Source organism: Rhodococcus sp. P4_F3_2 (assembly GCF_056401335.1).
On the sequence record NZ_JBFUJN010000012.1, the window covers coordinates 215,301 to 232,305 of the forward strand.

Below are 17,005 nucleotides of genomic sequence, written 5' to 3' on the forward strand. Positions count from 1 at the left end.
GGTGTGGTGTCCGAGATCCCACGCAAGAGTTCTGCCCGTACTGCCAAACTCGCGAGCATCCCCCTGGGGATGGCCGGTCGCGCCGCCATGGGCTTCGGACGCAAGCTCGCCGGCGGCGACAAAGGCGAGATCGACGCGCAGTTGAGCGCGAAGGCCGCCGAGCAACTGTTCGCGGTGCTGGGCGAACTCAAGGGCGGCGCGATGAAGCTGGGCCAAGCGCTCAGCGTCATGGAGGCGGCGATTCCGGAGGAATTCGCGGAGCCGTACCGCGAGTCGCTGAACAAGCTCCAAGCCGCCGCCCCACCGCTGCCGACCAAGCAAGTACACAAGATGCTCGATCAGCAACTCGGAACCAAATGGCGCGACCGATTCCAGTCGTTCGACGACGAACCGACCGCGTCGGCAAGCATCGGGCAGGTTCACCGTGCGGTCTGGGCGGACGGCCGCGACGTAGCCGTGAAAGTTCAGTACCCCGGCGCCGACGAAGCTCTACGCGCCGACCTCAAGACCTTGGGCAGATTTGCCGGTCTCTTCGGTTCGGTCATGCCCGGTGTCGATGTGCGCCCCGTGATCGAGGAGTTCACCGCGCGCACCGAAGAAGAACTCGACTATCGGATCGAGGCGAACAATCAGCGAGCTTTTGCAAAAGAATTCGACGGAGATCCCCAATTCGTGATCCCGCACGTCGTGGCGAGCGCGCCGAAAGTGGTCGTGACCGAATGGATGACGGCAACCCCGTTGACCAGAATCATCGAAAGTGGAACGCCGGAGCAGCGCAATGCTGCCGGTGCACTACTCGCCGAATTCCACTTCGCGTCTCCGGCCCGTGTCGGCTTGCTCCACTGCGACCCGCACCCCGGCAATTTCATGCTTCTCGCGGACGGCCGACTCGGCGTCATCGACTTCGGTGCGGCTGCGCCGTTCCCGAACGGACTGCCACGGGTTCTCGGCACGATGGTGCGCTTGGCTGTCGAGGAACAATTCGACGAATTGACGGAGTTGTTGCGCGCCAACGGTTTCGTGATTCCCGGACGCACGGTGACCGACAAGGAGATCGCGGATTACCTGCGACCCTTCACCGACCCGATCCAGACCGAGTCATTTCATTTCACTCGGTCGTGGCTGCAAAAGGCCGCCGGAACCGCCACTGACTTCAACAGTGCGCAGTTCCGAACGGCCCGTGCACTCAACCTTCCGGCCGAGTATTTGATGATCTTCCGAGTTCTTCTCGGTTCGGTCGGCATATKCGCCCAGTTGGACGCATATGCCCCGTACATGGAAATCCTGACTCGTTGGTTGCCAGGGTTCGCGGAGCCGGTTCTGGATGACACCGGCTCCGCCGACTAAGGCACCGGCTCCGCCGAATAGGGCTCTCACGCGCACACGAGTTGCTTGCGTGGGCGCCCCCTCGGTCTCTTGCGCGCTATGACGGCCCCCTGATCGAGGATCTCGCCTCCCCACACCCCCCACGGCTCGGCGCGGTCGAGAGCCGCACTGAGACAACGGGAACGGATGGGGCACTGCGCGCACAGTGCCTTCGCCTGCTCGAGTTCGGCCGGAGCTTCGGCGAACCAGAGATCGGGGTTGGATGCCCGGCACGGCAGGTCGCGGCGGGTGGACGCGACCTCGATGAACGTGACTGCAGCCGAAGTGACGTCGGTGGAAGTTACTGCAGTGGTGGAGTTTTCGGATTCCACGCGGATTGTCTGGGCAGACAACTCGGTCTCCTAGTGCTCGGATGCGAAACTGTGTCGCACGATATGGGTTCGATGGGTGCGAACCTGAGCCGAGTCGGAAACCGGATAAAGAGGGGTATCCAACACAAAGGCCACGGTCCGCAGGGGCTGCGGGTCCGTGGCCGTAAGTGAACGGATGTGTCCTACCGAGAAATACCTCGATGGCTTAAGAACACGGACTCGACAGCTGCTTTCTTTGCTGCTGCTTGAGGGCGCAGGCGGAACGCATGCTGCGCCCATCCCGCTGCACGCGGCAGCATGGGGGCGGCAACAGCGAACTTTGCGCTTGCGCACGCTTCATACGAGATCAAGTTCGTCATTTATTTGCCACCTCCATTTCGTGTCGGTCCGGATAGTTTCTGCGCACAGGTTGCCCCGTAACACTGAAAACCAGAGTAGAGAATTCGTCGAATCTGCACAACCTATTTTTGACCTGCGGTTATGTAACTCACCGTTGTCGATTCGGACGCATTTCAGATATCGAGTGTTGCCGCACGCAGTTCGCCGCGAATGACAGCTAGTACGTCTTCCCCGAAGTTGTCGAGTTTCTTCGGCCCGATTCCAGGGATCGAAACCAGCCCACGATTGTCTTGTGGTCGTTGTTCGGCAATAGCCATCAGTGTGTTGTCACTGAAGACGACATAGGCCGGAACTTTGAGTTCTCGGGACTTGTCCAGACGCCAGGCCTTGAGGTGCTCGAGCAATTCCAGGTCGACATTGGACGGGCATTTTTCGCAGCGCCCGAGCATTGTCGCCGACGTCCCGATCAACGGTTTGCCGCAGACGCGGCAGCGCGGACGCTTCTTGTTCCCCGACGACGGCGCGGCAACGCGCGAAGCCGGTGAGTCCTCGGGGATGAGCCCGTTGAGGAACCTCGACCGGCGACGGGACTTGCGTCCACCCTCATTGCGAGCCAATGCCCAAGACAGCTGCAGATGCTCGCGGGCGCGGGTAACCCCCACGTACAGAAGCCGACGCTCCTCCTCCACCGCGACGTCGTCGGCGCCCGAATTGGCGTCGCCGAGAACGTGTTGGATCGGCAGGGTGCCGTCGTTGAGGCCGACCAGGAACACCGCATCCCATTCGAGCCCCTTGGCCGCGTGAAGCGAAGCCAGCGTCACGCCCTGCACGGTCGGTGGGTGCCGCGCCTCGGCTCGGGCTGTGAGCTCTTGTAGAAGCCCGGTGAGCGACAGTTCGGGTTCGTGGACGAGTTGTTCTTCGGTCAGCGCCACGAGAGCCGAGAGCGACGCCCAGCGCTCGCGGGCCTGCGTGCCCGAAGGTTCTTCGTTGGTCAGACCGAGTGGCGCGAGTACAGCGCGAACCAGTGAAACCAGCGCTTCGCCGTTGTCTGCGCCTTCGGGAAGGTCGTCTCGTCCGGCGGCCTGACGCAGCGCCGCCACTGCCTGACGGACCTCGGTGCGGGTGAAAAAGCCCTCTCCACCACGCACCTGGAACGGAATGCCGAGCTTGGTGAGTGCCTGCTCGTGCGCCTCCGACTGAGCATTGATCCGATACAGAACAGCGATCTCGGCCGCTGGAGTGCCTGCCGCGATCAGCCGTTTGATCGCCCGCGCAACGCCGAGCGCTTCGGCAGGCTCGTCGTCGAACTCCATGAACTCCGGCTCAGGCCCCGGAGCGCGTTGCCCGATCAACTGAAGACGCGTCCCGGCGATCCGTCCGCGCGCTGCACCGATCACGCGGTTCGCCAGCGACACGACCTCAGGGGTGGAGCGGTAGTCCCGTTCGAGCCGGACGACGGTCGCTTCGGGGAATTTCCGCGAGAAGTCCAACAGATAGTTCGGGGTGGCGCCGGTGAAGGAGTAGATGGTCTGATTCGCATCGCCCACCACGGTCAGGTCGTCGCGGTCGCCGAGCCAGGCGTCGAGCACCCGCTGTTGCAGCGGGGTGACGTCCTGATACTCGTCGACCACGAAGCAGCGGTACCGCTCGCGGAACTCGTCGGCAACCGTCGAATGCTCTTCGAGCGCAGCCGCGGTGTGAAGTAGGAGATCGTCGAAATCGAGGAGCATTCCGTCCTGTCCACGTGCCTTCAGCTCTTCGTATGCCGCGTATACCTGCGCAACCTTGGTGGCATCGACCGGCGCCTCGCGACGAATCTTGGCTATCGCGCGTGGGTAGTCCTCGGGCGCGATCAGTGAGGCCTTGGACCACTCGATTTCGCTGGCGAGGTCGCGCACGCTTTCCGTACTGGTGGACAACCCGACACGAGCGGCGGCACTGCTGACAACCGCGAACTTCCGATCGAGCAGACGCCACGGGGTGTCACCGATCACTTGCGGCCAGAAGTACTTGAGTTGACGAAGAGCGGCGGCGTGGAAGGTGCGAGCCTGTACCTGCGGCCCACTTCCACCAACCCCCAGCTCACGAAGCCGTCCACGCATTTCGCCGGCCGCTCGAGCGGTGAATGTCACGGCAAGCACCTGCCCGGCCGAGACATGACCGTCGGCGACCAGATGCGCGATCCGGCGGGTAATGGTGCGGGTTTTGCCTGTTCCAGCGCCCGCGAGGACACACACCGGGCCGCGTGGCGCGAGCACGGCGGCCGATTGTTCTGGATCCAGTCCGGTGTCCGCAGGCATGGGGACCATCATGGCAGGACGTTCCGACACTCCATTCGCCGCGCCCGACGGTATGTGGGCAAGAGAACACGGGCCGATACGGAACAACGCTCTCGGTCGTGGTGTTATATCGGCCGTGACTTCTACCGAAAATGCGCCTGCCCTGACCATCTACTCGACCACGTGGTGTGGCTACTGCCGCCGCCTCAAGACGCAGCTCAACGCGTCGGGGATCGAGTACACCGAGATCGACATCGAGAACGATCCGGCAGCAGCCGATTTCGTCGGCAGCGTCAACGGTGGAAATCACGTCGTTCCGACCGTGAAGTACGGCGACGGCAGCGTCGCGACCAACCCGTCGCTCAACCAGGTCAAGCAGGCCCTGGGTCTGTAGAGCCTTTCAGGCTGTTGTCTGACCCAGCTCCTATTTGACCCAGCTCTCGAGCATTCCGCGAGCGATGGAGATCGAGCCGGGCAGCAGCAGTGGCGCGTCCGCTTCCGAACCCCAGTCGCCGAGTTCGAGAGCGGCACGCACCTCGTCCTTCGTGAACCAGGTGCCCTCGGCGATCTCGCCGTCCGCGAACAGAAGCGGAGCGGCGGGGTCGCCGATTGCGGCGAAGCCCAACATCACCGAGCGCGGGAACGGCCAAGGCTGGCTCCCGAGGTATCGAACGCTGTGCACGTCGATGCCGACTTCTTCCTTGATCTCGCGGACAACGCACGTTTCAAGTGACTCCCCGGCCTCGACGAATCCCGCGAGAATCGAGAAACGTCGCTGCGGCCAGGTCGGCTGACGAGCGAGTAGAACTCGATCGCCGCCGTCGTGCACCAGGCAGATGACCGCCGGATCCGTTCGGGGAAACTCCTCGTGGCCGGTGGACGTGGAAATGCGTGACCAGCCGGACATGGTGGGTTCACTCGGTGCGCCGTCGATAGCGCTGAATCCGGCACTGTCGTGCCAGTTGAGAATCGCGACGGCACCGGTCAACAAACCGGCGTCCGCGTCGTCGAGTGTTCCGCCGAGCATGCGCAATTCGGACAACGTGCCCGCCAGCAGCGACACCCGCACCGCCCAGACGTGGTGATTCTCCCGAATTCCCAGGAACACTGCACCGCGCACCGGTTCCGGACCCAGTTCGGTTGCCTCGGCGAAGACCAACTGACCTTCCGGTGAGACCTTGACCTGACCCCGTGAATTCACACGGACGAGCAGCGCGTCCGCCCAACCCGTGGTCAGTGCGGCGGCATCCGACCGCAATTCCTCGGCGCGGCCGACGCTCGAGCGTGAGAGCAGCGGTGTTTCGGTCAGCTGGAAGTCGTTCACGCTCACGACATTACTGCGCGCACGAAGCTCGGCAGCACTCAGTTCGTGACGCGGCGAATGTAGAGCAGGCGATCGTTCTCCTCGACGGCGTCCACCTCGGGCGAACCGACGCGAACCAGACGGCCGTCGCGAACTACCCCGAGCACGATGTCGGAGAGATGACGCGGAGAGCCGCCGACCTCGTCACGTTCGACTGCGCGCTCGGCGATCGCGAATCCGGCTTCCGGGGTCAGAAGGTCTTCGATCATCTCCACGACAGTCGGCGTTGTGGTCGCGATGCCGAGGAGTCGACCTGCCGTCTCCGAGGACACGACCACCGAGTCTGCGCCGGACTGACGCAGAAGATGCGCGTTGTCGGCTTCACGGATGGCTGCGGCGATCTTGGCTTTCGGCGCGATTTCGCGGGCTGTCAGTGTCACGAGCACTGCGGTGTCGTCACGATTCGTGGCCACGATGATCGACGACGCATTCTGCGCACCTGCCAACCGAAGTACGTCCGATTTCGTCGCCGAACCGAACACCGTCACCAGGCCCTTGCTCGCCGCGGAGTCGAGGACTGTCTGATCGGTATCGACGACCACGATCTCCGACGCCGGTACACCGTCACCGAGCATTGCTTCGATCGCCGTCCGCCCCTTGGTCCCGTATCCGACGACGACGGTGTGATTACGCACGTGCTGCCTCCAACGCTGAATTTTGAACGCCTGACGCGAACTCTCGGTCAGAGCTGAAAGTGTGGTTCCGACCAACACGATCAAGAAGAAGATTCGAAGTGGCGTGATCAACAGGACGTTGACCAGGCGCGCCGACGGAGTGAACGGAGTGATATCGCCGTAGCCGGTGGTCGAGAGCGAAACCGTCGCATAGTAGATGCAGTCGAGCAGCGACAGCTCGTTGTCCTGTGCGTCTCGGTATCCGGCGCGATCGATGTAGACGATCAACACGGCGGCACCGAGGGCACCCAACGCGATGAGAACTCGCTTGTAGATGGCCCGCGCCGGACTTGTCTGTAGCTGGGGAATGCGCAGCACCCCGACAAGGGCGAAGTCAGGCTGATCGGTCAATGCTTCCGACCTGGTCAAACGCGCCCGGAGCTTACCGGCCATACATCGACTCTCTCACTCGAACTTACGAAATACCTACACGGACATCGGCAGGCAGCGTAACCCTCGAAGATCGACTTCGGAACTCGGGCGCCGAATAGCGCGCGGGTCGTGGCGCCGGTAGTGGCAAGAAGGTCCACCGTGAGGCAGGCTGGGCAAATGCCTTTCACCGGTTCGACGTCCACTCCCAGCCAAGCGGCCGCTCTTCGTTTGTCGGCCCTCCTTCTCGGCGCCGGCACCATGCATTTTGCAGCGCCCTCGTTCTTCGACAGCACCGTTCCCCGCCATCTTCCCGGACAGGCCCGCACCTACACCCAGGTGTCCGGCGTCGCGGAACTGGCGATCGGCGCTGCCTTGGCCGTGCCGAAGACCCGCAAGCTCGGCGCGGGCCTTGCCGCCGCGCTCTTTGTTGCCGTGTTCCCCGCCAACATCCAGATGGCGATCGACTGGTGCCGAAGCCCGAAGACGTCCACACCGCAGAAGATCGGTTCGATCGCACGTCTCCCACTGCAGGTTCCGCTGGTGACCGAAGCACTCAAGGCTCGTCGAAACGCAAGCTAATCTTGCGCGCCTGCCGTTCGGATGAGGCGAGCGAGAGCCTCACCGTCCGGCAGGTTCTCGGGAGCGATGGTGCGACCCGATCGAACGTAGTGAAACGCCGCCCGCACCTTGTCGGCCGGAAACTGTTCGTTGCGCCCCGCCGAACGAGCTCTGGCTGACATCAATTCGGCCCAGGCCACCCGATACGCGGCCAACTGCATCACAACAGCGTCCTCGTTGGCGGCCGACGGTTCGGCACCGGTCTTCCAGTCGATCACCGTCCATCCGCCGTCGGGATCGGCGAACACAGCGTCGATCCGACCGCGCAAAACCGTTCCGGCAATGGATGTTTCGAAAGGAACTTCCACTTCGATCGGGCTGCGATTGGCCCACGGGGACCGCAAGAACGCATCCTGAAGTTTCACCAGGTCGGTCTCGGGACCCGCGCCGGTATCCGCGGCGCCGGGTAGCTCGTCGAGATCCAACAGCCGAGTCGCACCGAACCTTCGCTCGATCCAGGCGTGAAAAGCGGTTCCGCGACGAGCCAACGGGTTGGGCGGATACGGCAACGGACGACGTAGGCGAGCCGCCAGTTCGTCCGGATCTGCCTTGAGGTCGACGAGCTGAGTCACCGAAAGCTGCGCCGGGAGAATCACTTCGGCACGCGCGTTTGCGCGGGCCTCGCGCTCGGCCAGGAGCACGTCGACGTCCGAGGCCCAGTTCTCCGGATCGTCCTCCGGTTCTTCCGCCTCTTCGCTGTCTTGCGGCAGCGAAGCGAGTGCGGACAGGACGCTCGCGGCTCCGGCCTCGACGGCGCCGCGCCGCGCACCCAGCGGATCCGGCGGCCACTGCGCCGTACGGGGCGTGGCGGCCAACGGGTTCTCGGTATCGGGTTCCGGGGCCGGCGCCCATTCCTCCACGACGCCGATCGCACCGCGTGAGTCTTCCTCATCGGCATCGTTGTCGGCCGTGACCATCTGATGCAGCTCGTCCAGGAACTCCGAAGGCCCCTTCGGTTCCGAACCGGATTCCGCCCAGTGATGCGCCGAGATGAACAGCGCCCGTTCGGTTCTGGTCAGCGCGACGTAGAACAACCGCCGGTCCTCGTCCAGTCGACGGTTGGACAAGGCCTTCTTGTGCGCCGTTATCGCGTTCTCGAGGTCCTTGCGGTTGTAGAGCTCCTCGAGGTCGAGCACCGGAACTCCGTCGGCCGAATCCGCGTCGACCGCCCGGTCACCACGCAACGACGGTGGCAGTTCGGCGAGCGCCCCGAGCCATGATCCGGACGCGGTGGACGAGGGGAACACCCCGTCGCTGACATGCGGGATCGCCACTACTTCCCATTCGAGCCCCTTCGCCGAGTGCACGGTCAGGATCTGAACCCGATCCGGCGCCACCTCCACTTCGCCTGGTGTTAGGCCCTTTTCGATCTGTTCGGCTGCCGCGAAGAAAGCCAGCATCCCGGTCAGATTGGCAGTTGGACGCGTCGCGTAGTTGGCGACGACGTCGGCGAATGCGTCGAGATGCTCGCGGCCCGCGGTCCCGACGACACCGACTCGGGTCCGCGCGCCCGCCTCGATTCCGATCCCGAGCACCCGCTCGACCTCCGCCACCAATTCGGTGAGCGGCTGGCCGATACGTTCGCGCAACGACGCCAACTCTGCCGCTATCGCGTTGATGCGTGTGTACCCGAGAGCCGAATAGCGTTCTGCCGGGCCTGGATCGGAGATCGAGTCGACCAATCCTGCTTGCTCGGCGTTCTCCCCGGGCAGAGCATCGTGGACCGCCGAGGTGAGCGCCTCGGCGTCGGTGACCGCACCCGCCGTTCCGTATCCCGCGGAGATGGCAAGTTCGCGGGAGCGTTGAGAGAGTGCGGCCAGGTCCTTCGCGCCGATCTGCCATCGCGCGCCGGTGAGCAGCCGAACGGCAGCGCTTCCTGCAAGCGGATCGGCGACCACCCGGAGCATGGCGATCACGTCAGCCACCTCGGGTGTGTGCAGGAGCCCACCGAGCCCGACAACTTCGACCGGCAGACCTTTGGACCGCAAGGCCTCGGCCAGCGGAGCGGCATCGGCGTTCCGGCGGATCAACACCGCTGCCGTGGGCGTCGGGCGGTCTTCGGCACGTGCCGCCTCGTATTCTCCGGCGATCTTCTCCGCCACCCACTGACGTTCCTGTTCGACGTCGCCCAGCAACGCCAGTCGAACGTCTCCGGCGACGGCTCCCGGTCGCGCACGAAGGGTGCTGACCGCCACACCGCGTCGACGCAACGGTGCCGACGACAGGTTTGCCAGTTCGAGAGCCTCCGGCGGGTTACGCCAACTGGTGAGCAGTTCGAGCGTCGGAGCCGGCTTTCCGTTGGCAAGCGGGAAATCGGTTGCGAACCGTGGCAGGTTGGCCGCCGACGCGCCGCGCCAACCGTAGATCGACTGCATCGGATCGCCGACGGCCGTCAGTGCCAAGCGGCCGTCGGCTCCCCCACCGAACAACGAGGACAACAACACTCGCTGAGCGTGACCGGTGTCCTGGTACTCGTCGAGAAGAACTACCCGAAAGCGCTCACGCTCGGTCTGCCCGACCTCGGGATRCTCGGCGGCGACCCGGGCAGACAGCGACATCTGGCTGCCGAAATCCAATGCGCCTTCACGCCGCAGCGTCTCACCCAGCCGGGCGACGAGAGGCAACAGTTCGATGCGCTTATGTTGCACATCAAGGTAATTCAACAACTCCTTGCTCGGTCCACCCCGCTGTTTCGGGCCGGCGGGCAGAGTGTGAATCAGCTTGTCCAGCTCGGTGTGTGCCTCGAGCAACTGCTCGGGATCGACCAGGTGCTCCGCCAACTGACCGGCAAGAGCCAGAACGGTCTCGGTGATCGAACCCGGATTCTTGTCGGTGTCCAGATCACTGTCCCAGCCGCTCACGACGCGGTGCGCAACCTGCCACAGTTCGGTCTCGGACAACAACGTCGCCGAGGGTTCGATGGGCAACAGCAGTCCGTGTTCGGAGAGCAACCGTCCCGCGTAAGCATGGTAGGTACTGACTTCGGGTTCGCCGGCCAGAATCCGGGAACGCACTCCGCCGGTCGGGTCGAGTGCCCGCAGAACGTCCGAACCCGCCAGCCGCGCCAACCGCTTGCGGATTCGCGACGTGAGCTGTTGCGCCGCTTTGCKCGTGAAGGTCAGGCCGAGAACCGCCTCGGGGTCGACGAAGCCGTTGGCCACCAGCCACACGACGCGAGCAGCCATCGTCTCGGTCTTTCCGGCACCGGCGCCGGCGACCACCAATGTCGGACCGAGCGGTGCGGCGATCACTGCTGCCTGCTCGGGCGTCGGAGGGTGCTGACCGAGCGCGACCGCCAGGTCGACAGGGTCGATCTTCGGTCGGCGTGCCTTCTGCGTCGCGGCAGCCACTTAGTTACTCACCTGTCGTCCCTCGTCGTGTGCCGGGCAACTCGAACGCACCGGGCAATGTCTACATCCGTCGTTGACCCTGGCCAGGTACTGCGGTCCTTGGGTCGCTGCGGCAGCGTTGTGAATGACGTCTCGCCACATCTCGACGGCTTCGGCCGTCAGCGGCGGCTGAACTCGCTGCGCCGCACCGTCCTTCTTGTTGGACTTGGCCACGAATACCAGGCGTGCACCGCCGGGTTGTGTGGCCGGTTCGCCGGCAATCGCACCTTCGGCCGCTGCGACCTGGTACGCCGCCAACTGCGCGTGAGATTGCGCGGCCTCGTTACTGACGGGGTTTCGCGCAGTCTTGACGTCGACAACCACCGGGCGACCTTCGGTGTCGCGCTCGAGCCGGTCGATCCGGCCACGTAGCTTGACCGCAGGCGCTCCTTCTTCGCGCGGTTCGAGGACCCCCTCGACCGCGACCTCGACGCCGACTTCGGTCAGCTCACCGCGAGTTGCGTTCATCCATGCGGTGAACGTCGCCAGCATCTCCCGCGTTCGATTGAGTTCACGGCGCGAGTACCACTGCGATCCCAGATCGATGGATTCCCAGGCGTTTTCGAGTGCCTTCTCGACCTGATCCGGTGGAATCCGGCCGGCCAGTGCCTGCACCAAAGTATGGACCAGCGTACCGGCGATCGCATGAGTGTTGTCTCCGTCGCTGCCACCATGACGCTCGAACACCCATCGGAGAGGACATGTTTCGAGAAGCTCGATGGTGGACGGGGACAGTGAAACCGGTCCGTCCTCGGGCTGCCACATGGGAGCAGCGGTACTCGGCTCGGCTGTGCCGTACCACTGATCCGGATGCGCGCCTCGTACTCCGGCCGCAGCCAGACGGGCCAACTGGCGAGCAGCCCGAGAATGCTTCTCGGGGTCGAAATGCGCGATGTCGGGATCACACACCACGCTGCGAAGCTGTGCGACCAGTGCAGGCAGCGACAGAACCCGGGTATCCCCGGTCTCGGGTGCAACGACGTCGAGATCGGAGGACGGGTCGTCCGAGTACGCGTCACCACGGATCAATTCGTCCACGAACCGCGAAGGCACCAAGTCGGTGTCCCCCGAAGCCGATTCGACTGCGGTGATCAGCAGACGGCGACGAGCACGGCTACAGGCGACCAGGAACAACCTGCGTTCTTCGGCCAGAAGCGGCGCGGTTCGCGAGAGTCGTTCGGCAGCCGAGTCACTGCCGTCGGAGACTCCGTTGACCAGGTCGATAAGTGCTTCGGTACGCAGTAGCGAGCCGCGTGCCCGCAAACTCGGCCAGAGCCCCTCCTGCACACCCGCCACCGCCACAACCGCCCATTCGCGCCCCGCCGCGGCGTGAGCGCTGACCACGGTGACGGCGTCGGGAGCGATGACCGATCGGCTCCGCGAGTCGGTCGGTATCTCCTGGCTGGTCAAGTAGTCGACAAAACCGGAGAGTTGCGAACGCGGCAGCCGGTCGACGTAGTTGGCAGCCGCGTCGAAGAGTGCGACTACGGCATCGAGGTCTCGATCGGCTTGTGAGCCGATCGGTCCGCCGCGCGCCGACGCGGCCGCCCAGCGCCGTTCCAGCCCCGTCGCCTGCCAGGCCGCCCACAGAACTTCTTCGACCCCGAGACCACGCTCGAGAGGCACTCGGGCCTTGCGAAGGACCGACAGCACGCGATTGAGGGCCGCAGCTTCGACGTCTGTCAGCTTGCCCATCAGGCGCTTGGACTGCGCACGATCCTCGTCGATCAGAATGAGCCGCAACAACTCCGAGGAGTCCCGATCACTTCCCGATGCCAACTCGACTCGGCGCAGGCCACGACGCAACCGGCGCAGGGTGACCGGTTCGGCGCCGCCGATGGGACCGGCCATCAGGGCAAGCGCGTCGTCGCCGGTGAACTGATCGCCGCCGAGCGCCCGGAGGACCAGCAGCAGGCCGGACACTCCGTGTTGCCGCGCGAGCGGCAATTCGGTGGCTGCGGTCGTGACGGGCACCCCCGCCGCGAGCAGGGCTCGCCGGAGAGGGGCGAGAGTGCGCGGGACCGACCGCACGATGACGGCCATGTCGGACCACGCAATCCCGTCCAGCAGATGCGCCCGGCGCAAGGTATCTGCGACGACTGCCGCCTCTTTGGCCGTCGTACCGAGAACCCGCACCGACGCCCGTCCCGGATTCTSATCGGTGAGATCGGATGGAACCGCGATGCGATGAGCCAAGTTGCCGGGCAGCCGCGCAGCGATCTTGGCCGCGATCGACGCGACGTCGGCGTTGTTGCGATACGTGACGGGCAGAACGATCTGGCGCTCGTCTCCGCGCTCGGCCAGTCCGAGCAGGAACGCCGAATCCGCACCGCGGAATCCGAAGACGGACTGATCGGGATCACCGGCGATGACCGTGCCCGCAGTTCCGGTTCCGATCAACCGAACCAGTTGCGCCGCCTGCGGATCCAGATGTTGTGCGTCGTCGACAAGGAGGTGCCGGATCCGAGCGCGCTCGGAGCGAAGCAATTCGGGATCGGTGGCGAACGCGGTCAAGGCCGCACCGATCAACTCGGCCGCGTCGAGCGCCGGCGCCGTCGCCTCCGGAGCCTCGACACCGACACTGCCGCGCAGCAGCACGCCTTGCTCGTAGGCCTCGGCGAACCGCCCGGCCGCCACCCACTCCGGACGGCCACGCTTCTTGCCGAGCTTGACCAGATCTTCGGGGCCGAGCCCGCGCTCGTTGGCTCGCAGCATCAGATCTCGAAGTTCGACGGCAAAGCCGTTCAAACCCAATGCGGGTCGCAGGCGCTCCGGCCACCGGAGCGCACCGTCTTCGATGTCGCCGCGCAACATCTCGCGGAGCACCGAGTCCTGCTCGGCGCCGGTGATCAGGCGTGGCGGCGCGTTGCCGTGTGCTGCGGCTTGAAGCCGGAGAACGGCAAAGGCGTAAGAGTGAACGGTGCGTACCAGCGGCTCACGGGTTGCCTGCGGTCCGCGTTCCTGTTGGTACCCGAGCAACCCAGCGGTGATCTGCTCGCGGACCTGCGTCGCGGCTCGGCGTGACTGGGTGAGCACCAGGACCGATTCAGGATCTTCGCCACCCGAGATCTTCTGCACTGCCAGATCCACGAGAAGGGACGTCTTGCCGGTTCCGGGACTGCCGAGTACCTGCCAGGGATTCCAAGCCGCTGCCGAACCGAATGAAACAGGGCCGAACGCGAGCTGGAACGGATCCTCGGACGGCGGCGCGAAGAGCCGCGTCGTCCCTTCATCCCACGTTCGGGGTATCGGAGACGGCGCAGTTCGGTGCACCAACCGCGCCCGCGGAATGGTGACCTTGCTGCGTGTTGCCGTCTCACTCACCCAGGCATTCCACCAGAGCGCACCGACAACTCACACATCGCCTGCTTCCGGCATGATTGACCTCGTGTCTGCACTCCATACGTATCTCTACGGACCCGTCGGGGCGCCGGAGATCCTTTCGCTGCACGGTCTGACCGGTCACGGCCGCCGTTGGCAGTCGATGGCAGAGAACCAACTGCCCCAAGCGCGCTGGATCTCGCCCGATCTGCGTGGTCACGGACGCTCGACCTGGGCTCCCCCGTGGAACATCGAATCCCACGTGGAGAGCCTGCTCGAGACACTGGACGAACATGCAAACGGACCGGTGGTGATCGTCGCGCATTCGTTCGGCGGAATGCTGGCGCTTCACCTCGCGGCCACCGCGCCGGAACGCGTTCGTGGGCTCGTTCTGCTCGATCCAGCGATCGGCTTGGATCCGACTTTCATGCAGGAAGTGGCCGAACTCACAATCGGCTCACCGGATTACACCGATGCGGCCGAGGCGTACTCCGAGAAGATTCACGGCTCGTGGGGTGAGGTTTCCACCCAGGACCTCGACGTCGAGATGGCCGAGCACCTGATTCAACTGGGCAACGGGCGCGTCAACTGGCGCCTGTCCACGCCCGCGATCGTGACCGGGTGGGGCGAACTCGCTCGCCCGATCGTGCTGCCACCGCCTTCGATGCCGACCGTGCTGGTTCAAGCAATGAAAGTCCAGCCTCCGTACGTCACCGACGAGTTCCGGGCAGCGCTCACCGAGCACCTCGGTGAAAATCTGACCAGCGTCGAATTCGACTGTGACCACATGGTCCCGCACGTGCGGGCCGACGAAGTCGCCGCCCTCGTTCGCAGCGTGCTCTGAAGGAACCGACATGGCAGCCACCACCGAAGAGCAGATCGAAGAGGTACGGCGACTCATCGCGTCGATTCCGGCCGGTTTCGTGGCGACGTACGGCGATATCGCTGATGCTGCAGGACTTTCCAGTGCTCGCACGGTCGGTTGGATCATGCGGACGGACTCTGCCGACCTGCCGTGGCATCGGGTTCTCGGCGCCTCCGGCAAACCGTCGGCGCACCTGGCTCATCGTCAGATCGCCAAGCTCGAACTCGAAGGGGTACCGATCAAGGAGGGTCGGATCGACCTGAAGAAGGCACGGTTTCACTTCTGATCCCGTGTCACCGGTCGTCCTCACCCCGGCGATGGGGCAGCATGGAGGCATGACCACCATGCCGCCGACTGCCGCCGTCATTCTGGCGGGTGGTCGCGGGACCAGAATGGGTGGTGTCGACAAACCTGGCCTTCTCGTACACGGTCGCAGGCTCCTCGACATCGCGCTTTCAGCAGCGTCACATCTCGACGCCGTCGTCGTGGTCGGCCCGCATCGACCTGAACTTGATCCTGGAATCACCCAAACTCAGGAATCTCCGGCCGGAGCCGGCCCTGTCGAGGCGATCTGGGCCGGGTTGTCTGCGACCCGGTTACCCGATAACGCCGTGGTGGTGGTGCTGGCGTCCGACCTGCCGCACATCGAGGCCGAATCAGTCGATGCCTTGATCGCTGCCACGTCGACGGACAATCCGGTGACGTGCGCCGTGGACGAGAACAACCGAACCCAATTCCTGTTCTCCGCATGGACATTTCGCGAACTCCGGCAACGCCTGTCCACATTGCGGGAGAGTTCGGGGCTGGAGAACCAACCTATGAAAGCGATTGTCACCGAGCCGTTCTCGACGCTGAGTGTCGCTGGTACGACCGACTGCGACACACCGGAAGACATCGATCGCGCGCGAAGCCATCCGCGGCTGACGGTCGATCAAGCCCGCGCCGCCGTCAGGAACTCGCTGACAGCATTGCCGCCGCACCGTGCCGATCTCGCCGACAGCCTCGGAGCAACGCTCGCGCAGCCTCTGATCGCCCTGGGTGATCTTCCCAGGTCAGACGTTTCGGCGATGGACGGGTACGCGGTCTCCGGCGAGGGCCCCTGGCGAATCCGCACCGAGATCCGCATCGCGGGCGCCGACGGGCAACTCGAACTCGGCGAAGGTGAAGCGATTCGCATTGCCACGGGAGCACACCTGCCCCTCGGCGCCACCTCGGTAATTCGTGACGAGTATCTGTCCGTCGACGAGCCATCTCGGATGGTACGGAGACTGCCGGATGCGCCGCACCGCAACGACGCTCGACCACGAGGGGAAGATTGGACCACCGGATTCACGATCGCCCCGACAGGTACCGCGGTGACTCCGGCGGTGATCTCCGCAGCTGCCAGCGGTGAAGTGTTCGACGCCCTCGTCCGTGGTCCGGTACGGGCACGCCTGATAGTCACCGGCGACGAGATCCGGCGGACCGGTCCACTGCGTGAAGGTCAAACTCGCGACTCCGTCGGCGGGATTCTCCCCTACCTACTGGAAAGCAACGGCGTACGGTGCGTGGCGAATTCGCACCTGCGAGACACTGCGGACAGTTTCGAGCGGGTGCTCGCAGACGGAGTCGACCAGGAAGCCGATCTACTCGTCGTCATCGGTGCGACGGGAGGCGGCGCTGCCGACGAAATGCGCAGTGCGCTCGATCGACTCGGCGCTCGCACGATTGTCGGGCGAGTCGCCTCGCGCCCCGGCGGATCTCAGATAACGGCCGTCCTGCCCAGTGGTCTGGTGGTTCTCGGCCTCCCCGGCAATCCGTATGCCGCCGTGACCACCCTGTTGACGATGCTGCCCACCGTCGTGGCCGCCTTGACCGGAAGCGACACGCCGCCGCCACTACTCGGCATCATCGAGAACGCCGCTGCGGTGAGTTCCGATGCGGTACGCCTGTTGCCGGTGACACAATCCGAAGACGGTCGCTGGCGCGCCGATCCGTCTGTACGTACCGCGCACCTTGCGGGGTTGATCGAACGCTCGGCGTTTGCACTCGTACCGGCACACTCCGACGACGGCGCCGTCGCCGAATTGGTCGTCCTCCCACGCTGAC

The 17,005-nt window shown here is 64.6% G+C and carries 12 protein-coding genes; 6 read left to right on the forward strand and 6 right to left on the reverse strand.

What is annotated here, in order from left to right:
• Positions 1 to 3 precede the first annotated feature (3 nt).
• Complete coding sequence (locus AC1DWA_RS15120; RefSeq protein WP_477916779.1) at positions 4 to 1,347, forward strand: ABC1 kinase family protein; 1,344 nt, start codon at positions 4 to 6, stop codon at positions 1,345 to 1,347.
• 26 nt (positions 1,348 to 1,373) lie between these two features.
• On the opposite strand, the gene AC1DWA_RS15125 is transcribed toward AC1DWA_RS15120, so the two are convergent.
• Both AC1DWA_RS15125 and AC1DWA_RS15130 read right to left on the reverse strand, forming a co-directional pair.
• The gene (locus AC1DWA_RS15125) at positions 1,374 to 1,697 is read right to left on the reverse strand and encodes a WhiB family transcriptional regulator (RefSeq protein WP_003942321.1); all 324 of its coding nucleotides are present in this window, start codon (positions 1,695 to 1,697) and stop codon (positions 1,374 to 1,376) included.
• A 512-nt stretch (positions 1,698 to 2,209) separates the two neighbouring features.
• Positions 2,210 to 4,348 carry an ATP-dependent DNA helicase UvrD2 gene (locus AC1DWA_RS15130; RefSeq protein WP_029537946.1) on the reverse strand — a complete coding sequence of 713 codons (2,139 nt, stop codon included), beginning with the start codon at positions 4,346 to 4,348 and terminating at the stop codon, positions 2,210 to 2,212.
• A 103-nt stretch (positions 4,349 to 4,451) separates the two neighbouring features.
• Between AC1DWA_RS15130 and AC1DWA_RS15135 the strand changes: the two genes are divergently transcribed.
• The gene (locus AC1DWA_RS15135) at positions 4,452 to 4,709 is read left to right on the forward strand and encodes a mycoredoxin (protein ID WP_003942350.1); all 258 of its coding nucleotides are present in this window, start codon (positions 4,452 to 4,454) and stop codon (positions 4,707 to 4,709) included.
• A 30-nt stretch (positions 4,710 to 4,739) separates the two neighbouring features.
• Here the strand turns inward: AC1DWA_RS15135 and nudC are convergent, their stop codons facing one another.
• Together nudC and AC1DWA_RS15145 are read right to left on the reverse strand one after the other, a co-directional pair.
• Positions 4,740 to 5,639 carry an NAD(+) diphosphatase gene (gene nudC, locus AC1DWA_RS15140; RefSeq protein ID WP_477846059.1) on the reverse strand — a complete coding sequence of 300 codons (900 nt, stop codon included), beginning with the start codon at positions 5,637 to 5,639 and terminating at the stop codon, positions 4,740 to 4,742.
• A gap of 38 nt (positions 5,640 to 5,677) precedes the next feature.
• Positions 5,678 to 6,745, reverse strand: coding sequence for a potassium channel family protein (locus tag AC1DWA_RS15145; RefSeq protein ID WP_003942296.1), 1,068 nt, complete (start codon positions 6,743 to 6,745; stop codon positions 5,678 to 5,680).
• 156 nt (positions 6,746 to 6,901) lie between these two features.
• Between AC1DWA_RS15145 and AC1DWA_RS15150 the strand changes: the two genes are divergently transcribed.
• Positions 6,902 to 7,303: a DoxX family protein gene (locus AC1DWA_RS15150; RefSeq protein ID WP_477846060.1), complete on the forward strand. Its 402-nt coding sequence runs from the start codon at positions 6,902 to 6,904 to the stop codon at positions 7,301 to 7,303.
• Here AC1DWA_RS15150 and AC1DWA_RS15155 read toward each other — a convergent pair.
• On the reverse strand, positions 7,300 to 10,692 hold the full coding sequence (locus tag AC1DWA_RS15155; protein WP_477916781.1) for an ATP-dependent helicase: 3,393 nt from the start codon (positions 10,690 to 10,692) through the stop codon (positions 7,300 to 7,302). The genes AC1DWA_RS15150 and AC1DWA_RS15155 overlap by 4 nt on opposite strands.
• The gene (locus tag AC1DWA_RS15160; RefSeq protein WP_477916783.1) at positions 10,693 to 14,055 is read right to left on the reverse strand and encodes an ATP-dependent helicase; all 3,363 of its coding nucleotides are present in this window, start codon (positions 14,053 to 14,055) and stop codon (positions 10,693 to 10,695) included.
• A gap of 52 nt (positions 14,056 to 14,107) precedes the next feature.
• On the opposite strand from AC1DWA_RS15160, the gene AC1DWA_RS15165 reads away from it, so the two are divergent.
• The 3 genes from AC1DWA_RS15165 to AC1DWA_RS15175 are packed head-to-tail and all read left to right on the forward strand — an operon-like array spanning position 14,108 to position 17,004.
• Entirely contained in the window at positions 14,108 to 14,896 is a 789-nt protein-coding gene (locus AC1DWA_RS15165) for an alpha/beta hydrolase (RefSeq protein ID WP_195849581.1), read from the forward strand.
• A 10-nt stretch (positions 14,897 to 14,906) separates the two neighbouring features.
• Positions 14,907 to 15,203 (forward strand): MGMT family protein, encoded by a 297-nt coding sequence (locus AC1DWA_RS15170; RefSeq protein ID WP_019747820.1) that lies wholly within the window; start codon positions 14,907 to 14,909, stop codon positions 15,201 to 15,203.
• A gap of 49 nt (positions 15,204 to 15,252) precedes the next feature.
• Positions 15,253 to 17,004: an NTP transferase domain-containing protein gene (locus AC1DWA_RS15175; RefSeq protein ID WP_060938632.1), complete on the forward strand. Its 1,752-nt coding sequence runs from the start codon at positions 15,253 to 15,255 to the stop codon at positions 17,002 to 17,004.
• Position 17,005: the final 1 nt, after the last annotated feature.

Coding starts and splice junctions, on each gene's coding strand:
- AC1DWA_RS15130 (WP_029537946.1), bottom strand. CDS start 4,348: ATGATGGTCCCCATGCCTGCGGACACCGGACTGGATCCAGAACAATCG.
- AC1DWA_RS15145 (WP_003942296.1), bottom strand. CDS start 6,745: ATGGCCGGTAAGCTCCGGGCGCGTTTGACCAGGTCGGAAGCATTGACC.
- AC1DWA_RS15150 (WP_477846060.1), top strand. CDS start 6,902: ATGCCTTTCACCGGTTCGACGTCCACTCCCAGCCAAGCGGCCGCTCTT.
- AC1DWA_RS15165 (WP_195849581.1), top strand. CDS start 14,108: ATGATTGACCTCGTGTCTGCACTCCATACGTATCTCTACGGACCCGTC.
- AC1DWA_RS15170 (WP_019747820.1), top strand. CDS start 14,907: ATGGCAGCCACCACCGAAGAGCAGATCGAAGAGGTACGGCGACTCATC.
- AC1DWA_RS15175 (WP_060938632.1), top strand. CDS start 15,253: ATGACCACCATGCCGCCGACTGCCGCCGTCATTCTGGCGGGTGGTCGC.